Origin of the sequence: Spirosoma agri (genome assembly GCF_010747415.1) — a bacterium.
GTDB lineage: Bacteria > Bacteroidota > Bacteroidia > Cytophagales > Spirosomataceae > Spirosoma > Spirosoma agri.
On sequence record NZ_JAAGNZ010000002.1, the window covers coordinates 412,120 to 432,200 of the forward strand.

Annotated in this window: 19 protein-coding genes; 4 read left to right on the top strand and 15 right to left on the bottom strand. The window is 49.4% G+C overall.

Annotation, left to right across the window (positions count from 1 at the left end; all coding sequences use genetic code 11):
• Positions 1–118 precede the first annotated feature (118 nt).
• Positions 119–559: a DUF1573 domain-containing protein gene (locus GK091_RS18445; RefSeq protein ID WP_164041366.1), complete on the bottom strand. Its 441-nt coding sequence runs from the start codon at positions 557–559 to the stop codon at positions 119–121.
• Between the two features lie 243 nt (positions 560–802).
• Between GK091_RS18445 and GK091_RS18450 the strand changes: the two genes are divergently transcribed.
• From GK091_RS18450 to GK091_RS18460, 3 genes are all read left to right on the top strand, one after another.
• Positions 803–3,211 carry an alpha-ketoacid dehydrogenase subunit alpha/beta gene (locus GK091_RS18450; RefSeq protein WP_164041367.1) on the top strand — a complete coding sequence of 803 codons (2,409 nt, stop codon included), beginning with the start codon at positions 803–805 and terminating at the stop codon, positions 3,209–3,211.
• An 87-nt stretch (positions 3,212–3,298) separates the two neighbouring features.
• The gene (locus GK091_RS18455) at positions 3,299–5,053 is read left to right on the top strand and encodes a 4Fe-4S dicluster domain-containing protein (RefSeq protein ID WP_164041368.1); all 1,755 of its coding nucleotides are present in this window, start codon (positions 3,299–3,301) and stop codon (positions 5,051–5,053) included.
• A 19-nt stretch (positions 5,054–5,072) separates the two neighbouring features.
• Positions 5,073–5,615: an NADH-quinone oxidoreductase subunit J family protein gene (locus GK091_RS18460; protein WP_164041369.1), complete on the top strand. Its 543-nt coding sequence runs from the start codon at positions 5,073–5,075 to the stop codon at positions 5,613–5,615.
• Between the two features lie 92 nt (positions 5,616–5,707).
• Here GK091_RS18460 and GK091_RS18465 read toward each other — a convergent pair whose 3' ends face one another.
• The 5 genes from GK091_RS18465 to GK091_RS18485 all read right to left on the bottom strand — a co-directional run bounded on the left by GK091_RS18465 (position 5,708) and on the right by GK091_RS18485 (position 10,113).
• Positions 5,708–6,571 carry a TPM domain-containing protein gene (locus GK091_RS18465; protein ID WP_212592983.1) on the bottom strand — a complete coding sequence of 288 codons (864 nt, stop codon included), beginning with the start codon at positions 6,569–6,571 and terminating at the stop codon, positions 5,708–5,710.
• A complete protein-coding gene (locus GK091_RS18470) occupies positions 6,552–6,986 on the bottom strand; it encodes a TPM domain-containing protein (RefSeq protein WP_164041370.1) in 435 nt (144 codons plus the stop codon). Before GK091_RS18470 ends, GK091_RS18465 begins: the two co-directional genes overlap by 20 nt.
• A 90-nt stretch (positions 6,987–7,076) precedes the next feature.
• Positions 7,077–7,658 (bottom strand): LemA family protein, encoded by a 582-nt coding sequence (locus GK091_RS18475; RefSeq protein WP_164041371.1) that lies wholly within the window; start codon positions 7,656–7,658, stop codon positions 7,077–7,079.
• 75 nt (positions 7,659–7,733) lie between these two features.
• A complete protein-coding gene (locus GK091_RS18480; protein WP_164041372.1) occupies positions 7,734–9,197 on the bottom strand; it encodes a DASH family cryptochrome in 1,464 nt (487 codons plus the stop codon).
• A gap of 109 nt (positions 9,198–9,306) precedes the next feature.
• Positions 9,307–10,113 carry a DUF547 domain-containing protein gene (locus tag GK091_RS18485; RefSeq protein ID WP_164041373.1) on the bottom strand — a complete coding sequence of 269 codons (807 nt, stop codon included), beginning with the start codon at positions 10,111–10,113 and terminating at the stop codon, positions 9,307–9,309.
• Positions 10,114–10,200: 87 nt separating this feature from the next.
• On the opposite strand from GK091_RS18485, the gene GK091_RS18490 reads away from it, so the two are divergent.
• On the top strand, positions 10,201–10,989 hold the full coding sequence (locus GK091_RS18490) for an SDR family oxidoreductase (protein WP_164041374.1): 789 nt from the start codon (positions 10,201–10,203) through the stop codon (positions 10,987–10,989).
• Positions 10,990–11,029: 40 nt separating this feature from the next.
• Here the strand turns inward: GK091_RS18490 and GK091_RS18495 are convergent, their stop codons facing one another.
• From GK091_RS18495 to galE, 9 genes are all read right to left on the bottom strand, one after another.
• Complete coding sequence (locus GK091_RS18495) at positions 11,030–11,689, bottom strand: response regulator transcription factor (RefSeq protein ID WP_164041375.1); 660 nt, start codon at positions 11,687–11,689, stop codon at positions 11,030–11,032.
• A 127-nt stretch (positions 11,690–11,816) separates the two neighbouring features.
• Positions 11,817–12,626, bottom strand: coding sequence for a sensor histidine kinase (locus GK091_RS18500; protein WP_164041376.1), 810 nt, complete (start codon positions 12,624–12,626; stop codon positions 11,817–11,819).
• A gap of 135 nt (positions 12,627–12,761) precedes the next feature.
• Complete coding sequence (locus GK091_RS18505; protein WP_164041377.1) at positions 12,762–13,259, bottom strand: hypothetical protein; 498 nt, start codon at positions 13,257–13,259, stop codon at positions 12,762–12,764.
• Positions 13,260–13,449: 190 nt separating this feature from the next.
• The gene (locus GK091_RS18510; protein ID WP_164041378.1) at positions 13,450–13,860 is read right to left on the bottom strand and encodes a PH domain-containing protein; all 411 of its coding nucleotides are present in this window, start codon (positions 13,858–13,860) and stop codon (positions 13,450–13,452) included.
• Between the two features lie 439 nt (positions 13,861–14,299).
• Positions 14,300–15,814, bottom strand: coding sequence for a glycoside hydrolase family 43 protein (locus GK091_RS18515; protein WP_246202318.1), 1,515 nt, complete (start codon positions 15,812–15,814; stop codon positions 14,300–14,302).
• A 376-nt stretch (positions 15,815–16,190) separates the two neighbouring features.
• Positions 16,191–16,487 (bottom strand): hypothetical protein, encoded by a 297-nt coding sequence (locus tag GK091_RS18520; RefSeq protein ID WP_164041380.1) that lies wholly within the window; start codon positions 16,485–16,487, stop codon positions 16,191–16,193.
• Between the two features lie 385 nt (positions 16,488–16,872).
• Positions 16,873–17,733 (bottom strand): glucose-1-phosphate thymidylyltransferase RfbA, encoded by an 861-nt coding sequence (gene rfbA / locus GK091_RS18525; RefSeq protein ID WP_164041381.1) that lies wholly within the window; start codon positions 17,731–17,733, stop codon positions 16,873–16,875.
• Between the two features lie 79 nt (positions 17,734–17,812).
• Positions 17,813–18,874: a dTDP-glucose 4,6-dehydratase gene (rfbB, locus tag GK091_RS18530; RefSeq protein WP_164041382.1), complete on the bottom strand. Its 1,062-nt coding sequence runs from the start codon at positions 18,872–18,874 to the stop codon at positions 17,813–17,815.
• Positions 18,875–18,955: 81 nt separating this feature from the next.
• Entirely contained in the window at positions 18,956–19,990 is a 1,035-nt protein-coding gene (gene galE, locus GK091_RS18535; protein WP_212592984.1) for a UDP-glucose 4-epimerase GalE, read from the bottom strand.
• Between the last annotated feature and the right edge of the window lie 91 nt (positions 19,991–20,081).

Sequence of the window (20,081 nt, forward strand, 5' to 3'; positions counted from 1 at the left end):
GAGAGGAACCGTCCGGTCGATAGTAGATACGTCATAACCGAACAGATACTGCACAAAAAAAAGCATCCAGTAAACGACCAGATGCTTTTCTTGACCACACTATTAACCCTTCAGCGTGTTAGCGTGATTTTTTCTTGTCTTTACCGGCTGGAGCGACAGCGGGCGTAGCGACCGTTTGTGCTTCTTTCTGCGCAACGACTTCACCTTTCAGATAAAGGACCGTTTGGCCACTTTCTGCATTGCTCGTTACTGTAACGGCTTTATTGAACGGGCCGGCAGCAGCAGCGTTGAACGTAGCCGATACGTTGCCCGTTTTGCCTGGCATTACTGGTTCGCGGCTCCAGCTTGGCTTTGTGCAACCACAGGAAGCGGTAGCATCGTTGATTACGACAGGATCAGTACCCGTGTTTTTGAACTCAAACACGTAGGTTACTGGCTTGCCTTGCTCAACTTTACCAAAGTCGTGCGTTTCTTTAGCGAACTTCAGGACTCCCTTTTGCGCGTAACCAACTGCTACGAACACAAATAAAGCTACGAAAAGTGAAAGAAATTTTTTCATTTGACTAAACGGAATTACGGTTTGGCTGTTTAAATAAGAAACGGAACAAATCAACACAGTAGCAAAGAGTTTGCCAAACGCTAACTGCCTGTTGTTGACTTAACAAAGAAACAGAAAAAATCGTTTTTTTGAAAGCTGAGTTGTTTTGCCTTAAATTTACTTTCGTATGATAGCTGGACGACCCGTGTTGACCACCTCATCAAAAAAATAAAATGTTGGACGCTTTCAACCCGTAGCTCTGCTGTGATAGCCAACGAACAACTCCTCTCAACCGATATTCTGACTCGCGAAAAAATCCTACTTGATTATCGAATGGCTTGTGAAAGCCGACAGGTAAGCATACTGGGTCGTCGTGATGTGATGGGCGGACGCGCAAAATTCGGAATCTTCGGCGATGGCAAAGAGCTGGCGCAGATTGCAGCCGCCAGTGCGTTTCACCGGGGCGATTTTCGTTCGGGCTATTACCGCGATCAAACGTTCGTAGCCGCCCTGGGCGAACTTCAATGGACAGAGCTTTTTGCCCAGCTATACGCTCATACCGATATCGCGGCCGAACCCAATACCGCAGGTCGGTCTATGAACGGTCATTTCGCTACACGATGGCTTGATGAAAATGGGTTATGGCGGAATCAGACGGAACTGTTCAATTCCGTTTGTGATATATCGCCAACTGCCGGACAGATTCCGAGGGCGCTCGGTTTAGCCTATGCGTCCAAATTGTTCCGGAATAATGAGGTGCTCCAGTCCCTGACCAATTTTTCGCATCATGGCGATGAGATAGTATTTGCCACAATCGGTGATGCTTCTACATCGCAGGGCATGTTCTGGGAAACCATGAACGCGGCCGGTGTCTTGCAGGTGCCTCTGTTGATGTCAGTTTGGGACGATGGATACGGGATTTCGGTACCTGTCGAATACCAGACGACAAAAGGAAGTATTTCGAAAGCATTGGCCGGCTTCCAGCGGGAAAGTAATGACGAAAAAGGCATCGAGATTTTCACCGTAAAGGGGTGGGACTACGTGGCGTTGCTGGAAACTTATCTACAGGCAGCCCGCATCTGCCGGGAGGAGCACGTTCCCGTACTGGTTCACGTGCAGGAGCTTACCCAGCCGCAGGGGCACTCGTCATCGGGGTCGCATGAACGCTACAAAACAAAGGATCGATTGACGTGGGAAGCCGAACATGATTGCAATCGGATGTTTCGGGAGTGGATTCTGACCAACGGATACGCTACTCAGGATGAACTGGAACGTATTGAAGCGGATGCCAAGCAAACGGCCAAAAAGGCGCGTGCCGAAGCCTGGAGTGCATTTGAACTATCAACGAAAGACGATTTCGATTCGGCTGTAAGCCTACTCCAACAGGTAGCGCGTCATAATCCGAGATCCGCTGAACTGATGGCTATTCGGGAAGAACTTCGTCGAACGATTCATCCCTTGCGCCGGGACGCTGTCAGTGCGATTCGAAAAGCGCTTCGGATTCTGCGAAATGAGACAAGTTCTACCCGACAACCCTTAAAAACCTGGCTTGAGCAGACACAGGAGGGAAACGCAGACCGGTACAATTCGTATCTGTACAGTCAATCGCCGGAATCGCCGATGCTGGTTGAGGCTGTACCGGCTCAATATGCTGATGATGCTGTACCTGTGGATGGGTATATATTGATGCAGCGTTATTTCGACAGCCTGTTTGCCCGTGATGCCCGCGTGGTGGCCCTTGGCGAAGATGTGGGGCTGATTGGAGATGTCAATCAGGGGTTCGCCGGGTTACAGGAAAAATATGGCGAGATACGGATTACGGATACGGGTATTCGCGAGGCAAGTATCATCGGACAAGGTATCGGCCTGGCCATGCGTGGTCTGCGACCAATCGTTGAGATTCAGTACTTTGACTATATTTATTACGCACTGGCAACCCTCACCGACGATCTGGCAACCCTGTTGTATCGCACGAAAGGCGGTCAGAAAGCGCCACTCATTATTCGGACTCGTGGCCATCGACTTGAAGGAATATGGCACTCGGGGTCGCCGATGGGAGCGATGCTGGGCAGCTTACGTGGCCTTCACGTATTGGTTCCGCGTAATATGACACAGGCGGCCGGTTTTTACAACACCCTGATCAAAAGCGATGATCCGGCTCTGTTGATCGAGTGTTTGAATGGCTACCGGCTCAAGGAGAAATTGCCCGACAATCTAGCTGAGTTCTGCGTGCCACTTGGAGTGCCGGAAATATTGCGAACGGGCTCCGACGTGACCGTTGTTACGTATGGTTCCATGTGCCGGATTGTGATGGAAGCCGCTGTTCAATTGGCCGACATAGGCATACACATTGAGGTGATCGATGTTCAGTCACTATTGCCGTTCGATGTTCATCAGCTTACTGTCGAGTCCATCAAAAAGACGAACCGGGTCATATTTACCGACGAAGATGTGCCGGGTGGCGCATCAGCCTATATGATGCAGCAGGTACTGGAAGAGCAAAATGCGTATCGCTACCTGGATTCTGCCCCTAAAACACTTTCGGCCAAGGCGCACCGTACGCCGTATGGATCGGACGGTGATTATTTTTCAAAACCAAGCGCAGATGATGTCATTGACACGGTTTATGCGCTTATGAGCGAATGCGAACCCGATCGGTTCCCAGCTCTATAACGAAGTCGTGATACCGAATCGGCAGAAGAAATTGTTCGTTCTTCTGCCGATTCGTCGTCTTGATTTTGTTCCTTTGCTCTGTAAAAAATGGCTTATTTCAACGATATAAAAGCAGGTATCCGAACCACGCTGAAAGGACTAAGTCTGACGTTCCGTCACATACGGAATGCAACCCAGCGCCGAACGCCCCAGGGCATTGCTGATGCGACCTATTTTGATCAGCAGAATGGCCTCGTTACACTCCAGTACCCCCACGAGCAGCTTCCTATTCCGGATAATGGCCGTTATCGGCTCCGTAATGAGATCGACGATTGCATTGTTTGTGACAAATGCGCAAAAATATGCCCCGTAGACTGCATTACGATCGATGCCATTAAGGCAACAGAAGAAGTTGGCCGAGCATCGGATGGGTCACCCATTCGGTTGTATGCGGCCAAGTTTGACATCGATATGGCCAAGTGCTGCTATTGTGGTTTGTGCACGGTAGTTTGCCCAACGGAATGCCTGACGATGGACAAGAAGTTCGACTACAGTGAGTTTGAACTGGGGAAACTGACGTATGAGTTCGCTACCCTGACCCCCGAAGTCGCCGACGAAAAACGGTCATTGTATGAGCAGTTTCTTCGGGAAAAAGAAGAGCATAAGGCCGCTCAGGCTGCGGCAAAGGCTGCGGCTCAGCCTACGATAGACAGCTCGGACGTTGCGAGTCCGGCGGCTAAACCCAGACCCGCGTTTCGACCAACTTCCAAACCTGCCGCAACTACACCACCTGCCGAGCCGGCTAATTCCGAAGGTTCATCGATCGAGCACCCATTGACGGATGCTACGCCGGAGGAAATGCAACAGATTGCGCAGGGCGGGTTAGAAACAGTAAAAAAACCAGTATTTCGACCGACGAAAAAACCGGTTGTCCCAACCAATGTTCCCGTAGAGGCACGTAAAGACGTGCTGGAACAAGGGTCAGCTGATGTGGAGAAACCGGTGGATGATACACCAAAACCTAAGGCGGCTCCCGGCGGCTTCCGGCCAACGATGAAGCCGCCAAAACCTGCCAGTAGTGAACCTGCCGGGCAACCTACCGATCCAGATGCTCCTGAAGTTGCCAAGCCTAAACCGGCCTTTCGTCCGACGATGAAGCCACCACAGCTGTCAACAGAGGAACCCGCCATAACCTCCGAGCCTCCACTTAACAGCGAAACTTCTGCGCCAGCAGCAACCACTCGTCCGGCATTTCGTCCGACAATGAAGCCCAAATCGGCTCTGTCCGCTGCTGAATCTGCTACGGAATCAACAGCCGATGACGCAAAGGAACCTCAGGAAGCGCCCGTTTTGGAGATTCCTAAACCGAAACCCGCTTTCCGCCCGACTATGAAACCGAAAACGGTTTCGACGAGCACACCCTCACCCGCCGACGAAAGCGAAACTAATACGGATAAGAAGGGTAATGAAATTCCTGTGTTGGCGGAAGTTGACCCTGTCGTCTCAGGTTCTCCGCCAAGCATAGAACCTAAGGCTACTCAGTCTGCTACGGCTGTAGATTCAGATAAACCAGAAGTCCGTACGGATGCGGTAGATAGCCAAACGCTTGCACCGCCAGCAGTTGAAGTGCCCACACCAAAACCAGTGGGCGGTTTTCGGCCAACCATGAAGCCTAAGCCGGTTCCCGTTGCTACTGAGCCTGCGGAACCAGCCATGGAACCGTCAACAGCCGAGGAGGCAGGAGAATCTCCGGAAACGCTCATTGCGGAAGCGCCTAAGCCAAAACCCGCCTTTCGACCAACTATGAAGCCGAAAGTGGTTCCGCCAAACCCGCCGTCGGACGACGAGTTACCATCAGCCTAATCAGAAAACAGACAAAGTAGTGGTTCAACTAGCTTTTTATGGATTTTCCGCTCTGACCTTAGGCGGAGCACTGGCTGTGTTACTGACCCGTAACGTACTGTATGCTGCCTTTTTTCTTTTGTTAACCCTGTTGGGAGCCGCCGGCTTATTCGTGTTAGCCAGCGCTGATTTTCTGGCAGTGGCGCAAATCATGATTTATGTAGGGGGCGTATTGGTACTGGTTATTTTCGGGATTATGCTCACGCACAAAGCACCCTCACCCGTCGATACGACCAGCCAGTTGCCGAACAGCATTCCTGCGCTGAATCGGGCCGGGGCTTATTCCTGGCTAATTGCGTTGGTTGTGGCTGGAGCTTTGTTCATCGCTTTGTATACCCTGCTGGCACGGGCCAATTTTACGCTGTTGACTCGACCGATCGGTTGGCAGACGACGGTCAATACGGTTGGTAAACAGCTCATGACCGAGTATGTGTTGCCCTTTGAAATCGTTGGAATTCTATTGCTGGCTGCGCTGGTCGGTGCTACGTACCTTGCCGCTCCGCTGGGACGGAGACGCAAATGAGGGGATGAACGAAAAATGGGTAATTCGTAGTTGGGAATTACCCGATTCTACCAATTACCTATTTCCCTGTTATCGATGCTATCGATCTAGACTTAGTAATCTCCGCCAGCTCCACCGCCACCAAAGCTACCGCCACCAAATCCGCCGAAGCCGCCACCACTACTACCACCGCCACCGCTCCAGCCTCCTCCGCCAGAGTTACCCCAGCCTGACGTTGGGAAAAAGACCGGTGGAAAGAAACCTCCGCCACGATTACTGCCACTGCTACCACCACCGCTCCGACGCGAGATAAAGATGATAATAACGAAGATCACAATTCCCCAGATCAGGAACTGACCCCAGCCATCACCATCGGCCTGAGCCGGATCGGCTTTGTATTCGCCATTGGCCCGCTTGATGATTTCCGTCGTTGCTGCATCAAGACCCTGATAATACTGTTCCTGCTTGAACGCTGGCGCTATGATGTTGGTAATAATCCGTTTCGCAATGGCGTCAGGAATGGCTCCCTCAAGGCCGTAGCCGGGTGCGATGAAGACCTTGCGCGTCTGCGTTGCCCAGGCAATCACCATCCCGTTATTTTTTCCCTGCTGTCCTACACCCCACTTTCGGCCAACCTGAAAGGCGAAATCGCCGATAGGATACGGCTCGGTCGTTTTGACAATGACAATTGTGATCTGCGTCGATGTCGAATCGTTATACGTTCGTAGTTTTTGTTCAAGCTGGCTTTTTTCGTTGCTGCTCAGGATGCCCGCAAAGTCATTAACTAATCGGGGTGGGTTTGGCTTGTTCGGTATAACGTTATTCGGATTGCTGGGGTCGTCAGTTGCCGAATCCTGTGCCCGTAAATTGCCCGGAACGGCAAGGAACAGCAGCAGAATTACCAGTCCAATCGTTTTAATCGTTTGGTATAAAAAGGTGGGTACATTCACGGAAGTGTCAGTCAAACGAAATTTCATCGGCGAGTTCGTTAGTGTCGGTTGCGCCGTCGTACGGAAAGTACTGCTGGAGTTGCTGGCCCGCTTTTTCAATGCCCAGGCGTAAGCCGTCGGCGTAATGCCCGGTCGAGAAGTGGCCACGGAGCAATGTTTTCGTAGTCTCCCAGAAATCAGCAGGAACTTTGGCATTGATCCCTTTATCGCCTACTACCGCGAATTTCCGGTCAGCATGGGCAAGATAAAACAGGACGCCGTTTTGCAGTTTAGTCTTGTGCATACCTAACTGCGCAAATACCTCAATGGCCCGCTGAACGGGATCGGCGGTGGCACAGTGCCGCTCGACATGGACCCGAATTTCACCCGATGTCGCTTTTTCAGCCTGTCGAATGGCATCCACAATACGTTGCTGGTCTTCGGAAGTGAACGGGTTCGTCATAGCGGGGAAGTTACAGCCTTATGAAATTGACTAGTTATAAAGCCTCAACAAGCAGGACTTTACAACTAGTCAATAAATATACTTTATGCCTTAAAACTGAACCGTAGGTGCGTTCTGCGCTGCCTGCGACGCTTCGAAGAATCCTTTGACCGGGAAGCCGAAAATACCGGCGAAGATATTGTTCGGGAATGACCGTACGGACTGATTATAGGTCTTCACGGAGCCATTAAAGTCGTTTCGCGCGACAGAAATACGATTTTCTGTTCCCTCCAATTGGGCTTGTAACTCTGAGAAGTTCTGGTTTGCCTTTAGGTTCGGGTAACTTTCTGCTACCGCCAACAGTCTAGACAACGAACCACTCAATTGATCCTGCGCGGCCTGGAACTTCTTGATATTTTCGGGAGTCAGTTGGTCGGCGTTCAGGTTTATTCCTGTTGCGTTGGCCCGCGCCTGAATGACGGCCGTTAATGTGCTCTTCTCGAAATTAGCAGCTCCCTGAACTGTCCGAACCAGGTTTGGAATCAGGTCGGCCCGACGTTGATACTGCGTCTGAACCTGCGCCCATTTCTCCTGTACGTTCGTATCGTTCTGAACAAGGCCGTTGTACGAACTACAGCCATACATGCCCAAAATCAGGGCAAGAACCACCACAATAATTAATGTTTTTGACATGTCTGTTAAGATGGGAAAAGTTGTTGCTGGGTCAAAGATGAACAAAACCCACTACACTGTAACCTGAAATATACGTCAACGGTTTTTTTCTTCTGTTATCCATTTGTCTGGGCTGATGACTGGTAAAGGGTAGGTTTCACCAAGAATCACACCGTATTGCGCCTGCTCACTCGGCGACAAATTGTAGACCGCGTGTACGTTCGCGGATGGAACGGTTGCCAGTTCAGGAAGCCAGTGCTTCACGAATTCACCCTGCTCGTCATAACGCTTTGCCTGGCTATATACGTTGAACCAGCGATCGGGACGGGGATCATTTCCGACGCCGGCAACATAGTTCCAATTGCCCCAATTGCTGCAAGGATCATAGTCGATGAGCAGGCTTTCAAAATAAGCGGCACCCCATGTCCAGAGAATACCGAGGTCATGGGCCAGAAAACTGGCGACATTCTGCCGACCCCGGTTGGACATGAAACCGGTGGTGTTCAACTCGCGCATGTTGGCATCAATAAATGGAATGCCGGTTTTTCCTTCAGCCCATCGTCTGAACAGTGCCGGATCACGAACCCAGGTTTTGGCCAGATTTTGCTGAATGCCGCTGGGCTTAAAGAGCCGAGTTCCGTAACGAAGCCCGACAAAACGGAAGAAATCGCGCCACATCAGTTCGAATATCAGCCAATAGGTCGAGTCGTTTTTGACGCGCTCCACTTCAAATCGACTGATCTCGTGATAGATAAACCTGGGCGATAAACAGCCCAAGGCGAGCCAGGCCGAAAATTTGGACGAATAATCCTCACCTAGGAGACCGTTACGGGTTTCTTTATACGTTTTGATCAATTCATTTTCCCAGATGTATCGCTGTAGTCGCTCCAGACCGGCCGTTTCTCCGCCGGTAAAGCGAATGGCGGTCGAACTGGCTGACTGCTTTGATTGCGTGATCTCCTCGTCCGAAAAACCGAGTTCGGCTAGGGTGGGCAACTCTCCGGCATCAACGCTATGAACAGGCTGAACCGTCTGGGGCGTAGGGATCAGTTGTCTGACGTTTGTGTACGTTTCAACCTCATGACGAAACTTGGTGAAGCTATTCGGTAACCGCGAAACCCAGAACGGCAAATCGCGAACGTGATACAGCGTCGATACCCAGAACAGGTCAAGATCGATATTGAGCGGTTTCAGCCGCTTGCTCAGGTCCGACTCGGTATCCGTCTCGTCCTCTGTCACTTCCTTACTGGCGTAAATAGCGTCGGCTTCACTATCTTCGGCCAGTTGAGCCAGAATCTTCGCCGAATGGCCGACTCGTATGATCAGATCAGCTCCTCTGGCTTGTAGCGATTTGCGCAGGTCAGCTACGGCCTCAAGCAGGAACGTAGTACGGAATGTGCCGGTTTTTCGAAAACCCAGTTCCGGCAATTCGTCAAACCAACGAGGTTCGAAAACAAAGACCGGCAGCACCTCATCGGCGGTAGCAACCGCTTGCGCGAATCCTTCATTATCGTGCAGGCGCAGATCGTTACGGAACCAGTATAAAATACGTTTAGGCATGGCAAGTAGCAGTAGGCATAGGTCCAATAAACAGAAAACAACGTAAGGTCAATACAGTTCAGGCCAGGTGTCATAAACTGCTTTTGCGACTTCCTCAACGGGCCACGCGTTACTGTTCGTTGAGCGCCCAGTTGTAATCCAGGTACGAGATAGGGGTATCCTTATTAATTTTGGTCTTGGAATACTGATTGACCCAGTAATCAACTGACTTGTTGTTTTCCTTCCAGTCGCCCTTGTACCAGTCAAAGTATTTAGACAAACTGGCCTTTTGGGGAGTAATCGCATTTTTAGCCGGGTTATTTAGGAAATCACTTCCCTGGTCGTCCAGTTGAGCAATGAGCTTGTCGGCGGTATACGCTTCGGTCCGTAACCGGGGACACGACCGGGCGGCACACACCAGCGCAAAGTGAATACGTGGTTCGTTGAATTTCTTGCGGAGTATGCTATGTTCGATGTTATCGAGGCTCATTTCTTCATCACCAATTTTAAAAAACTTACTGGCCCAGGGCGTCGTGACGAAGGGAATCTGGATCTTGGAGCCAATGTCCTTAATGCTGGCAATTGGATAATGTTTCAGGACCAGTTGAATCGTATAGGCATTATACGCGTTGATCCAGTACGCCATTTGCTCATTTTTGCTCCATTTGTCGGTTGGCGGGTTCTTACTGATCAAGTCGAGGTACTTTTGCAGCTCTTTCTCGTCACGTTTGAAGCCTTTGTAATTGACAAGCCCTCGTTCGTTTACGTACTTTTTCAGAAGTCGGTCATAGGCGCTATGGTCGACCGGCACACTCAGCATCGATGAATTAAGGGGGGCTGTACTAATTTTTGGATCGGGTGTTGTCAATGCCGTTAATTCTACCAGCATGGACCCTATCAGCCCGATTGCCACTACCGGAATCGTAGAACGTGTCATGAATTTTTCGTTTGTTTACGAAACATACGCATGTACGTTCCAAATGGTTTAACTGCCAATTGGCAGACTAACAGACAACCCAACACGATGAATCTTGATTTAACCGGAAAAACGGCCCTCGTTGGCGGTAGCACACAGGGAATTGGCCGCGCATCGGCTATCGAACTGGCTTTGCTGGGTGCCTCTATTGTTCTCATTGCCAGAAATGAAGAGACCCTCAAAACGACAGTAGCCGATCTGGATACGACAAAAGGGCAAACCCACCGTTATCTGGTCGCCGATTTTAGCCAGCCGGGAGCCGTTGCTACCGCTATCGCAGATCATTTAGAAAAATTTCCTGACGTTCATATCCTCATCAACAATACGGGCGGTCCGGCGGGTGGTCCCCTGATTGACGCCAAACCGGACGAGTTTGTGACAACCTTTCATAATCATTTACTGAATAACCAGACCCTGGTTCAGGCGGTTGTTCCGGCCATGAAACGAGCGGGTTACGGGCGAATTGTAAACATCATTTCCACATCGGTTAAACAACCCATTCCGGGTCTGGGCGTGTCCAATACGATCCGGGGAGCGGTGGCGCAGTGGGCTAAAACGCTGTCGCTGGAAATTGCCCAGTTTGGTATTACGGTCAATAATGTGTTGCCCGGCTACACGCGTACAGCCCGTCTGGATGCTGTGTTGTCCATGCGCGCAACATCATCGGGCAAAACTGAAGAGGAAGTGGCGAAGCAGATGGAGAGCGAAATCCCGACAGGCCGTTTCACCACCGCCGAAGAGGTCGCGGCTGCGGTAGCCTTTCTGTGTACGCCCGCAGCGGCATCGATCAATGGTATCAATGTACCGGTTGATGGCGGGAAGACGGGAAGTTTGTAAATCGCTTCGGGGTGTAGGATTTTCGTTTCGATCCTACACCTCAAACGAGGCTGTTTTTAAAGGCATAGGCTACCATACCCGCCGTATTTTTTGTGCCCGTTTTCTCGAGAATACGCAGCCGGTGACCTTCGACGGTACGTGGACTAAGGAAGATTTTCTCGCTGATTTCGTTGGTGGACAGCCCTTCGCAAATGAGTACCAATACTTCTTTCTCGCGTTCTGATAGCAGAATTTTACTGTTATAAAACGGGTTTGCTGGTTTGGTAACAGTCGTTTTGTTGGTCATCTTCCGGAGCATCGCTTTCGAAACGAATTCGTTCAGATAAACGCCCTCGTCCATTACCTTTCGGATCGCTTTTTCTACCTCGCCCGCTTCGGCATCCTTGAGCAAATAGCCGCTAACGCCTTTTTCGAGCAAATGAAGCACCATCCGATCTTCATCGTGCATGGTGAGTACAACAATCTTGATTAATGGATGATTTTCGCGGAGATAGTCAGCGGTGGCGGTCCCGTCCATGACTGGCATTTGCAGATCGAGCAGTACGACATCGGGCATTTTACGGGAAATTTTGTCGATAAGCTCCCGGCCATTTCCGGCTTCGAGAATCAAGTCGAAATCATAAATCTGTCCCAGAATTGTAGCCAGTCCGACCCGGAATAACGTATGGTCGTCGCAAAGTGCCAGTTTAATTTTTCGCATGGGAGTGGGAGGTAAGGTGCTGTTTGGTACTATGTTGGTCTATTTGTCGTAGTTAGCGGGCACAACGCAAACAACCAAACGGTGAAATAAGTAAGCAAACAAACGAACAACTACACAGACAAGCAAATTAACTGGACAAGGCAACCGCCTGCGGGCTTTGCAGATAGATTTGCACGTGAATCTGAGACCCCCGTCCTGGTGCCACATCGAAGGTAGCGTGGCCATCAACGACGCTCAGACGGCTTTCTATATTGCGAAGACCCAGCCCACTCAGTTTATTTTCGGTAACGGCGTCAAAATCGAACCCGACACCGTCATCCAGAACAGATAATCGTACGGCTTCGTTGTCGAACTGCAATTGAACGGTAACGGAGTGGGCGCGGGCATGTCGAATGGCATTGTTGACTAGTTCCTGCGCAATTCGATACAGCATCAGGTCAATAGCGGGCGACAACTGATCCATATGTTCGGGGCAGTTCAGGTGCACCTGTAGTTCATGGTCACTGGCTCGATCGATCAGCTCCTCCAGCGCTGCTATCAATCCGAACCGTTCGAGCGTGGTCGGTACCAGATCCCGGCTGATGCGTCGGACGTTGGTCATTGTCTCATCAATCATCAACCGGGTTTTCGTAATCTGAAGATTCATCCGGATCGTATCGCCCTCTATCTGCCGCTCCAGTTGATTGAGGCTCATTTTCGTCACCGACAGCATCGTACCAATGCCATCGTGCAGATCTTCAGCCAGTCGCCTGCGTTCTTCTTCCTGTCCCCGGAAGGTAGCCGCCATCAGCTCACGCCGGTGTTGTTCCTGTAATTCTTTGAGTGCCAGTAGTTGTTTGGCCTGTTTTTGCTGATAATAGGCCACAAAGATGATGATGAACACAGCCATCGTCAACAGTACTGCCGTACCAAAAGCAATTACGAAGCCAGAATCCATGAATGCATATCTAAACTAGGCCCAAAGCCTATCACAGTAAAATTGGTTAATCATAGGCTTACTCCAAACGGTTGACCGCACCCGTGAGCAAGTGGTGAAACACAGTATATTAACTCTTTTGGCGTCAATAAGTTACTATGCCAGATTTTCCTGATCGTATTTGCTTACCCAGAGTCCCAGAGCCGATATGAAGCAAAATAGTATGTATAGAATCTGACTGGCATTCCAGTATTTATCAAAAATTTCAGCGGGTACCTTGTTTATGTCTTTGTACCAGTATTCACTGAAAAGCACAATAAAAAAGGTACCCGATGAGTAAATAAGCAATCCGGCGACAAACCAGAACATGGTATGTTTTGTAATGCGCTTTACACGCATATCGGTCAGAATCTTATTAAAGTAGCTGAGCGACAGCGCAATAGCAAGCAGCCTAAACGCGGATAAGCTGATGGATGACACCTCTTCGCTTTTATAGGCAGCCAGGGTGACAAGGGTACAAATCAGCGTGAACGATGTGATGAGCCGCTTATGGGCAGGATTTTCGTAACAGCTGACAAATATGAAACCGAGCAGGATTGACTCAATAATTGGCTCTATATTTTGTAGAAACAGATTATTCGGGACTATGAACATGTATATCAGCGCGTATGTATCTTTCAGGAAGTGAAAAATAAAAAACAGCCAGACAAATTTTATCCCAAGCTTCAACAGGTCAAGTCTCAAAAAGCCAACGATTATCGGTAAGAGACTACTTAAATGGGCTAGTAAATCAAGTGGATAGCGCTCAAAAAAATGCAACAGCCTTTCCATAAGCGCAAAACGACTAAGAATTAGTGGGGCAGTGCTGCGGGCAGGTGTATCCGTCACCCAGGGTATCGTCACCCCTGTTGACAGACATATCCTTCAGGCTCCGGTTGTCCTGCTTGGTAACAATGTCCTGGCCTCTGGCATCGACCGCCGTTAACAATACGCGGGGTTTGAGTTGTCCGGTACCTTCTTTCGTGGGGTTGCCCTCCGCATCTTCCCAGCGTTTGGCGTGGTGAATGCGCAAACCCACACAGCCTTCCTTGTTGAGCAGTTCGTTTATTTGATTAATGCCAAAATACTCTGAACGAACGTAATCGTTGGCCGATAGACCCACCGCCAATTTTTGGTCACGGTAGGACCTGGTCATTGCCTTCGTTTCCTGAGGAGTTAAAAAACGCCCGGCGTTTTCAGTGAAAATAGTAGCCATTCCAGTAATAAATGATGAGAGAATTTTAGCCGAAAACTATCGCTAAACCTTGTGACAAACAATAGGCTACATTGTAGTTGTCTATTAAACGGTATTCTCAAGAAGCAATCAGGTAGTTCTACGTAGTAAAGTACGGACTTCTGCCCGATTGTGTCGCGTTACCTAAAAAGAGGGTTTCTGCTCTCGCCTAACCATTGGCTCACTGCTTACCTTTGTATCGTAGCTGATACGCAACCTCAGCAATACTATTTTTCATCTCATAGGTTAGGTTAGGATATCCCTGTCAACGTATTGATTGACAGGGATTTTTACATAGAGAAAATCTCCGATCTGATGATCATGGACTTACCTAAACGCTCATTTTAAATGAAATCGCATTCTTGTTGCCCGTGCGGAATGGAACGATCACTGTATTCATGCCGCATCCAGATTGGCTCCGCTAATCATATGCGATCTGAATGGAGCGAATAAGGCTGGGGTTTTTCTGGTCGCCTGATACGCTTATGCCTACGCGTGGTGCCCTGTCCCAGCGGGGTAGGAATGAGCCGTCCAACGGTGTATCGTTGAAGGGCTGAGGTTTTTTATCGGTAGCGCTCCAGTCAAACGAATAAAATTGACCAGAACGGCTGTGCAACCGCATCGTGATTGGGTTTGTTGTCTCCGGTATCGACTGGGTTTTTAGTACGCTACGGACACCCTCTTTTACCTGCCAAAGCTCTATTAATCCTCTTTTTACACCAAACCCTAGTGCATTACTGGCATCACCGTACAAGCATATACTTTGCAGCACGTCGGTTTGCGGATTCACTGATGATGAGAACGTGTACGTGCTATCTTTTACGACTAGGCCAAGGAAACTCCCGGCTGGCTCAGCCGTGCTGTTGACCAGCTGTAATTGCCCATTCTGAACAGCGAACGCGGGCTTCGGTAAACTCACATCCCACACCCAGGGAATTTCCGGTATTGTTTTGCTAAAGTCGACGGTCAAATCCGGTTCTTTTTTCTGACTAGCACCAAGTGGTGACTCAGCCTGGGCGGGCGTTGTTTTGCCGTATCGAAAAGCGGGCCACTGCGTTGTATCGTTCCAAATTAGTTCGCTCAATACACCCTGCCGACCGGTGAAGGTAAAATCAGTACCATGGTAAGCGTGGTGAAGATAAACGTAGCGATTGTCTGGCGTCGTGACTACGGTTCCATGTCCGGGACATTTCCAGGTTTCGTCGCTGACCAGCACCGGATTGCCTACATATTTTTCCCAAGGACCCTGTAGCGTTTCGGCACGAGCCAGCCCAACCTGGTAATTACAACGGGGGCCACAGCAGGCATTGCCCGAATAGGTCATGTAATAATAACGCCCGCGCTTGAAAATGGCCTGTCCTTCGGCACCGCCGGATTCCCAATTGGCAGGTTCCGCTTTGATCAGCGTAAACGCCTTTCCCGTAACCTTCAGGCCGTCGTCAGACAGTTCAGCGCCGAGAATTTCAATGGCTTTGCCTTTGTCGAGTCCGTACGCCTTCCAGGTGAGGTATAGCTTGCCTGAATCGTCAATTACGAAGGCATCAATCGCTTCAGTGGTCCATTCGAGTAATAATCCGTGATCCGTAAAGCCCTTGCGAAGATCGCGGGTCGAGGCAACCCCTATGTATGAACGTTTGTCGGATTTTCGGCGAGCAGTGTAATAAACATAAAATGTATCATTTCGATAAAAAAGCTCTGGTGCCCAAAAACTGCCCATTGTCCAGGCTGGTATAGTCTCAAAAACGGGTCCGACATAGGCCCAGTTGACCAAGTCCTTCGACGTATAGATTGGGTAAGCAGGTCCCCACTCTGATGAAGTTCCGGCAGCGTAATAGGTATTGCCGACGCGTATAATCGACGGATCAGCAAAATCGCCTGCAATGACCGGATTTCGGTAGGTTGTTCTGGTCTGAGGAAGATGAGTAGACTGTGCCATACATACGTTGAGTATCAACATAGCGGCAAGGCTCATTAACAGCAATCTCATTAGGCGAAATCGGTTAGTTTGTGCGGGTTTATTTCGCAATATACCTTTTCTCGCCGTGGCTGACAATGTAGGGTTGGTATTGTCAGGTAAAGACAGCACTGGGCTATAGCACAGCTACGAACTATAAAGAGCGGAAACAAACTGATGGGTCGTTTTCAATGTCGCTGGATTTTGCCTGACTGTAGCTGGTTCAGGAAAGGAATACAGAAACTTGCTTTTATTAGCCGTGTATTTTCAAGTACGGCTTCGTTTGAAAACACACGGCTATATGAATGACTACGACTATATGCCTGTACGTAGCCGATGCCTAGCAATACTGTAAAATTCAATCAAATTCTTTGTCTTCCAAAATAGTAACAATCTCAACCAAAGACTCTATATCCAGATCGTTCCAGGTAAATTCTTCGATAAGCTCTTCTTTAACGATGTAAGCAAGTCCACGTTCAGTCAATGCGTTAAAGACCTGTCCTTCGTACTCCCACTCCTCAGACAGGTAAACTTCGGGCATCACTTCGCCTACATGGTTTTTTACATTAGCACGGTATAACCGTAGAATCAGCGCTTTTACATTTGTCCGAAATGTTTCTAGCTCGTTTGTGAGCGTGTCTGCATGTTGTTTCATAATAACTGTAGATTCATTAATAGAAAATGACTGATTGCGGGCGAAGTAGGCTACGTTTCGTCACATCGATAACCTAAGCTTACAGCTTATGACGAAAGATAGAAAATTTAGTATCGTAGTAGTCAATAAAATGTATATTGGTTACTTTGTCGTTAATCTTTATAGTTTAGGTGCTCTGTAAGTAATAATAATCGTTTAACTAATTGGTATTTAGGGAATTGTAGTCTGTTTGTTTTTGCCGCAGAGGATTCGCTCTTTCACCTTTACTACAAATTAGTAACTATTTAATTTATCCAGTGGTTGAATTCGTGTTGTAATTAGACATATAAAAAAGCGCCAGAGGTGATCCCCTGGCGCTTTTTAGTGCGAACTATAGGCTGTTATGCTATTTCAGTATATTGAGCAGGTACTCGCCATAGCCACTTTTGACGAGTGGCTTGGCAATCTCTGCCAACTGATTCGCGTCGATGAATTTCATCCGGTAAGCGATCTCTTCGATACAGCCGATCTTCAGGCCTTGCCGTTCTTCGATAACCTGAACAAACTGACCCGCCTGCATTAATGAAGCAAACGTGCCGGTATCGAGCCAGGCCGTTCCCCGGTCCAGAACACCAACTTTCAGACTGCCACGCTCCAGGTATACCCGGTTTATATCCGTAATTTCCAACTCACCTCTGGGCGAAGGTTTAATGTTTTTGGCGATTTCAACGACTTCATTGTCATAAAAATACAGGCCAGGAACCGCATAATGAGATTTCGGACTTTCGGGCTTTTCTTCGATGGAGAGAACATTGAACGCATCATCGAATTCAACAACGCCATACCGTTCCGGGTCCTGAACCTGATACGCATAAACCACGCCCCCCGTGGGATCGTTATTGGCCTGAAGTAGTTTCGATAAGCCTGATCCGTAGAAAATGTTGTCACCCAGAACCAGCGCTACCTTGTCGTCGCCAATGAATTCTTCGCCGATAACAAAAGCCTGCGCCAGTCCATCGGGACTTGGCTGCACCGCATAGCTGAAGTTGCAGCCGATCCGTGTGCCATCGCCGAGTAGTTTCTCGAAATGCGGCAGGTCATGCGGGGTTGAGATGATAAGAATGTCGCGAATACCCGCCAGCATCAGAATCGAGAGCGGATAATAGATCATTGGCTTATCGTAAACGGGCATCAGCTGCTTGCTAACGGCCAATGTAAGCGGATGAAGGCGGGTACCGGAGCCGCCGGCAAGGATGATTCCTTTCATGATGAATGCGTGAATGGTGGATGAGCGATTGAGTGAATGTTGCTGGTTTTAGCCAGTCATACAATCGCTCGCTCACTACTTATCTGTTTGTGTACATGCCCTGGTAATACGACTGGTAAGCACCCGAGGTGACGTTTTCCAGCCAATCCTGATTGGCTAAAAACCAGTCTACTGTTTTTTCGAGACCTTCTTCGAACTGGAGAGATGGTTGCCAGCCCAGTTCGTTCATGATCTTGTTAGCGTCGATAGCATAGCGCAGATCGTGTCCGGCGCGGTCGGTTACGTAGGTGATCAGTTGGGCCGATGTGCCCTCTTGACGGCCAAGTTTACGGTCCATAATCGAGCACAACAGGTTGACAAGATCGAGATTTTTCCACTCGTTGAAGCCGCCAATGTTATACGTTTCGCCTAGTTTACCGGTATGGAAAACGGCGTCGATGGCGCGCGCATGGTCTACCACGTAGAGCCAGTCGCGAACATTCTCCCCCTTACCGTAAACGGGTAGCGGTTTGTTTGTCTGGATGTTGTGAATCATCAGCGGAATCAGTTTTTCCGGGAAATGATTCGGGCCGTAATTATTGGAACAGTTCGAGAGCACAACCGGCAGCTTGTACGTATTACCGTAGGCCCGAACGAAATGATCCGAAGCTGCTTTGGAAGCCGAATAAGGCGACTGCGGATCATAAGCGGTGTCTTCGGTGAAGAAGTCTTCCGGATTATGGAGTGAACCATATACTTCGTCCGTGGAGACGTGGTAGAACCGGTTGCCCTCGAAGCTGTCCGATACGGCTTTCCAGCTGTTTTTTGCTGCGTTGAGCAAATTCACCGTGCCGACGACGTTGGTCATCACGAATGCCATAGGATCGGTGATGGAACGGTCGACGTGCGATTCGGCGGCAAGGTGGATAACTCCATCGAACGGAATCTCGGTGAACATGTCTTCCAGAAACTTCGCGTCCGTAATATCGCCTTTTATAAAGGTGTAGTTCGGCGCATGTTCAATGTCCGACAGGTTCGCCAGGTTACCGGCATACGTCAGATTGTCGAGGTTATAAATTTGATACTCCGGGTATTTCGTGACGAATAACCGAACAACATGCGACCCGATGAATCCGGCACCGCCCGTAATGAGAAGTTTCATGAGCTCTTTTTATCGATTTTAGTTTATTAGGAGCAGTACTTGTTTATGATCAGGCTAGTTGCTATCCTACTGTGTGGATGATTATGAACCTAATTTCTGCTGCCACCGCCAGGCGTCCCGTAGCGATTCGGCTAGCGAACGACTCGCTGTCCAGTCAAGCACGTTGTTAGCTTTGGTCACATCAGCATAGACCTGCTCAACATCACCCGGACGACGGGGGCCAAGCGTGTAATTGAGCTTGACACCGGTTTCCTGTTCAAATGTTTTGATGATGTTCAGGACCGTCTCGCCCCGGCCTGTACCGATGTTGATAACGTCGTAACTGGCGTCTGTAGTCAGTTCGCTCAGTTTGCGCAACGCCTGAACGTGCGCTTCGGCCAGATCGACAACGTGAATGTAATCGCGAATGCACGTCCCATCGGGCGTGTTATAATCATCTCCATAGACAGTCAGGCTCGGACGAATCCCGGCGGCTGTCTGGGTGATGAACGGAATCAGATTGGCCGGAACACCCAACGGCAATTCGCCAATTTCTGCCGACGGATGAGCCCCGATTGGGTTGAAATAGCGCAACGCTAAAGCTCGTATGGGCACGTTGGCCTGAACCGTATCGCGGATGATGTCTTCACTGATTGCTTTGGTATTACCGTATGGCGACTGAGCCGGTAGTCGGGGCGTTTCTTCTGTAACTGGCAACTGCTCGGGCTGGCCATAGACCGTACAGGATGACGAGAACACGAGGTTCTTAATCCCATATTTTGGCATCAATTCGAGCAGAAGCATCAGCGAATCAAGATTGTTCCGATAGTACTTCATCGGCTGCTGAACGGATTCTCCTACCGCTTTGTAAGCCGCAAAGTGAATGACGCCCGAAATCGCTTCTTTCTGAAGAATCGCTTCCATGGCAGCAGCATCGTTACAATCGGCTGGGTAGCAGACTACATCGCGACCCAATATGGTCCGCAAACCGGCGAGAACGGAACGTTCAGAGTTGGAGAAATCGTCGACAATGACCGGTTCGAAGCCAGCTTCAACCAGAGAAACGACCGTGTGTGAGCCAATAAAACCTGCTCCGCCGGTTACCAGAATTTTGGGGGAATTACCTGTAGGAGTCAAACCGTTTTTTATAAAAATTTTGTTGTTACTTTGGGATAACAGCTCGTTAAGCCTGACAAAAGTAGTATATTCAAGAGGTTTCCGAAAGTAG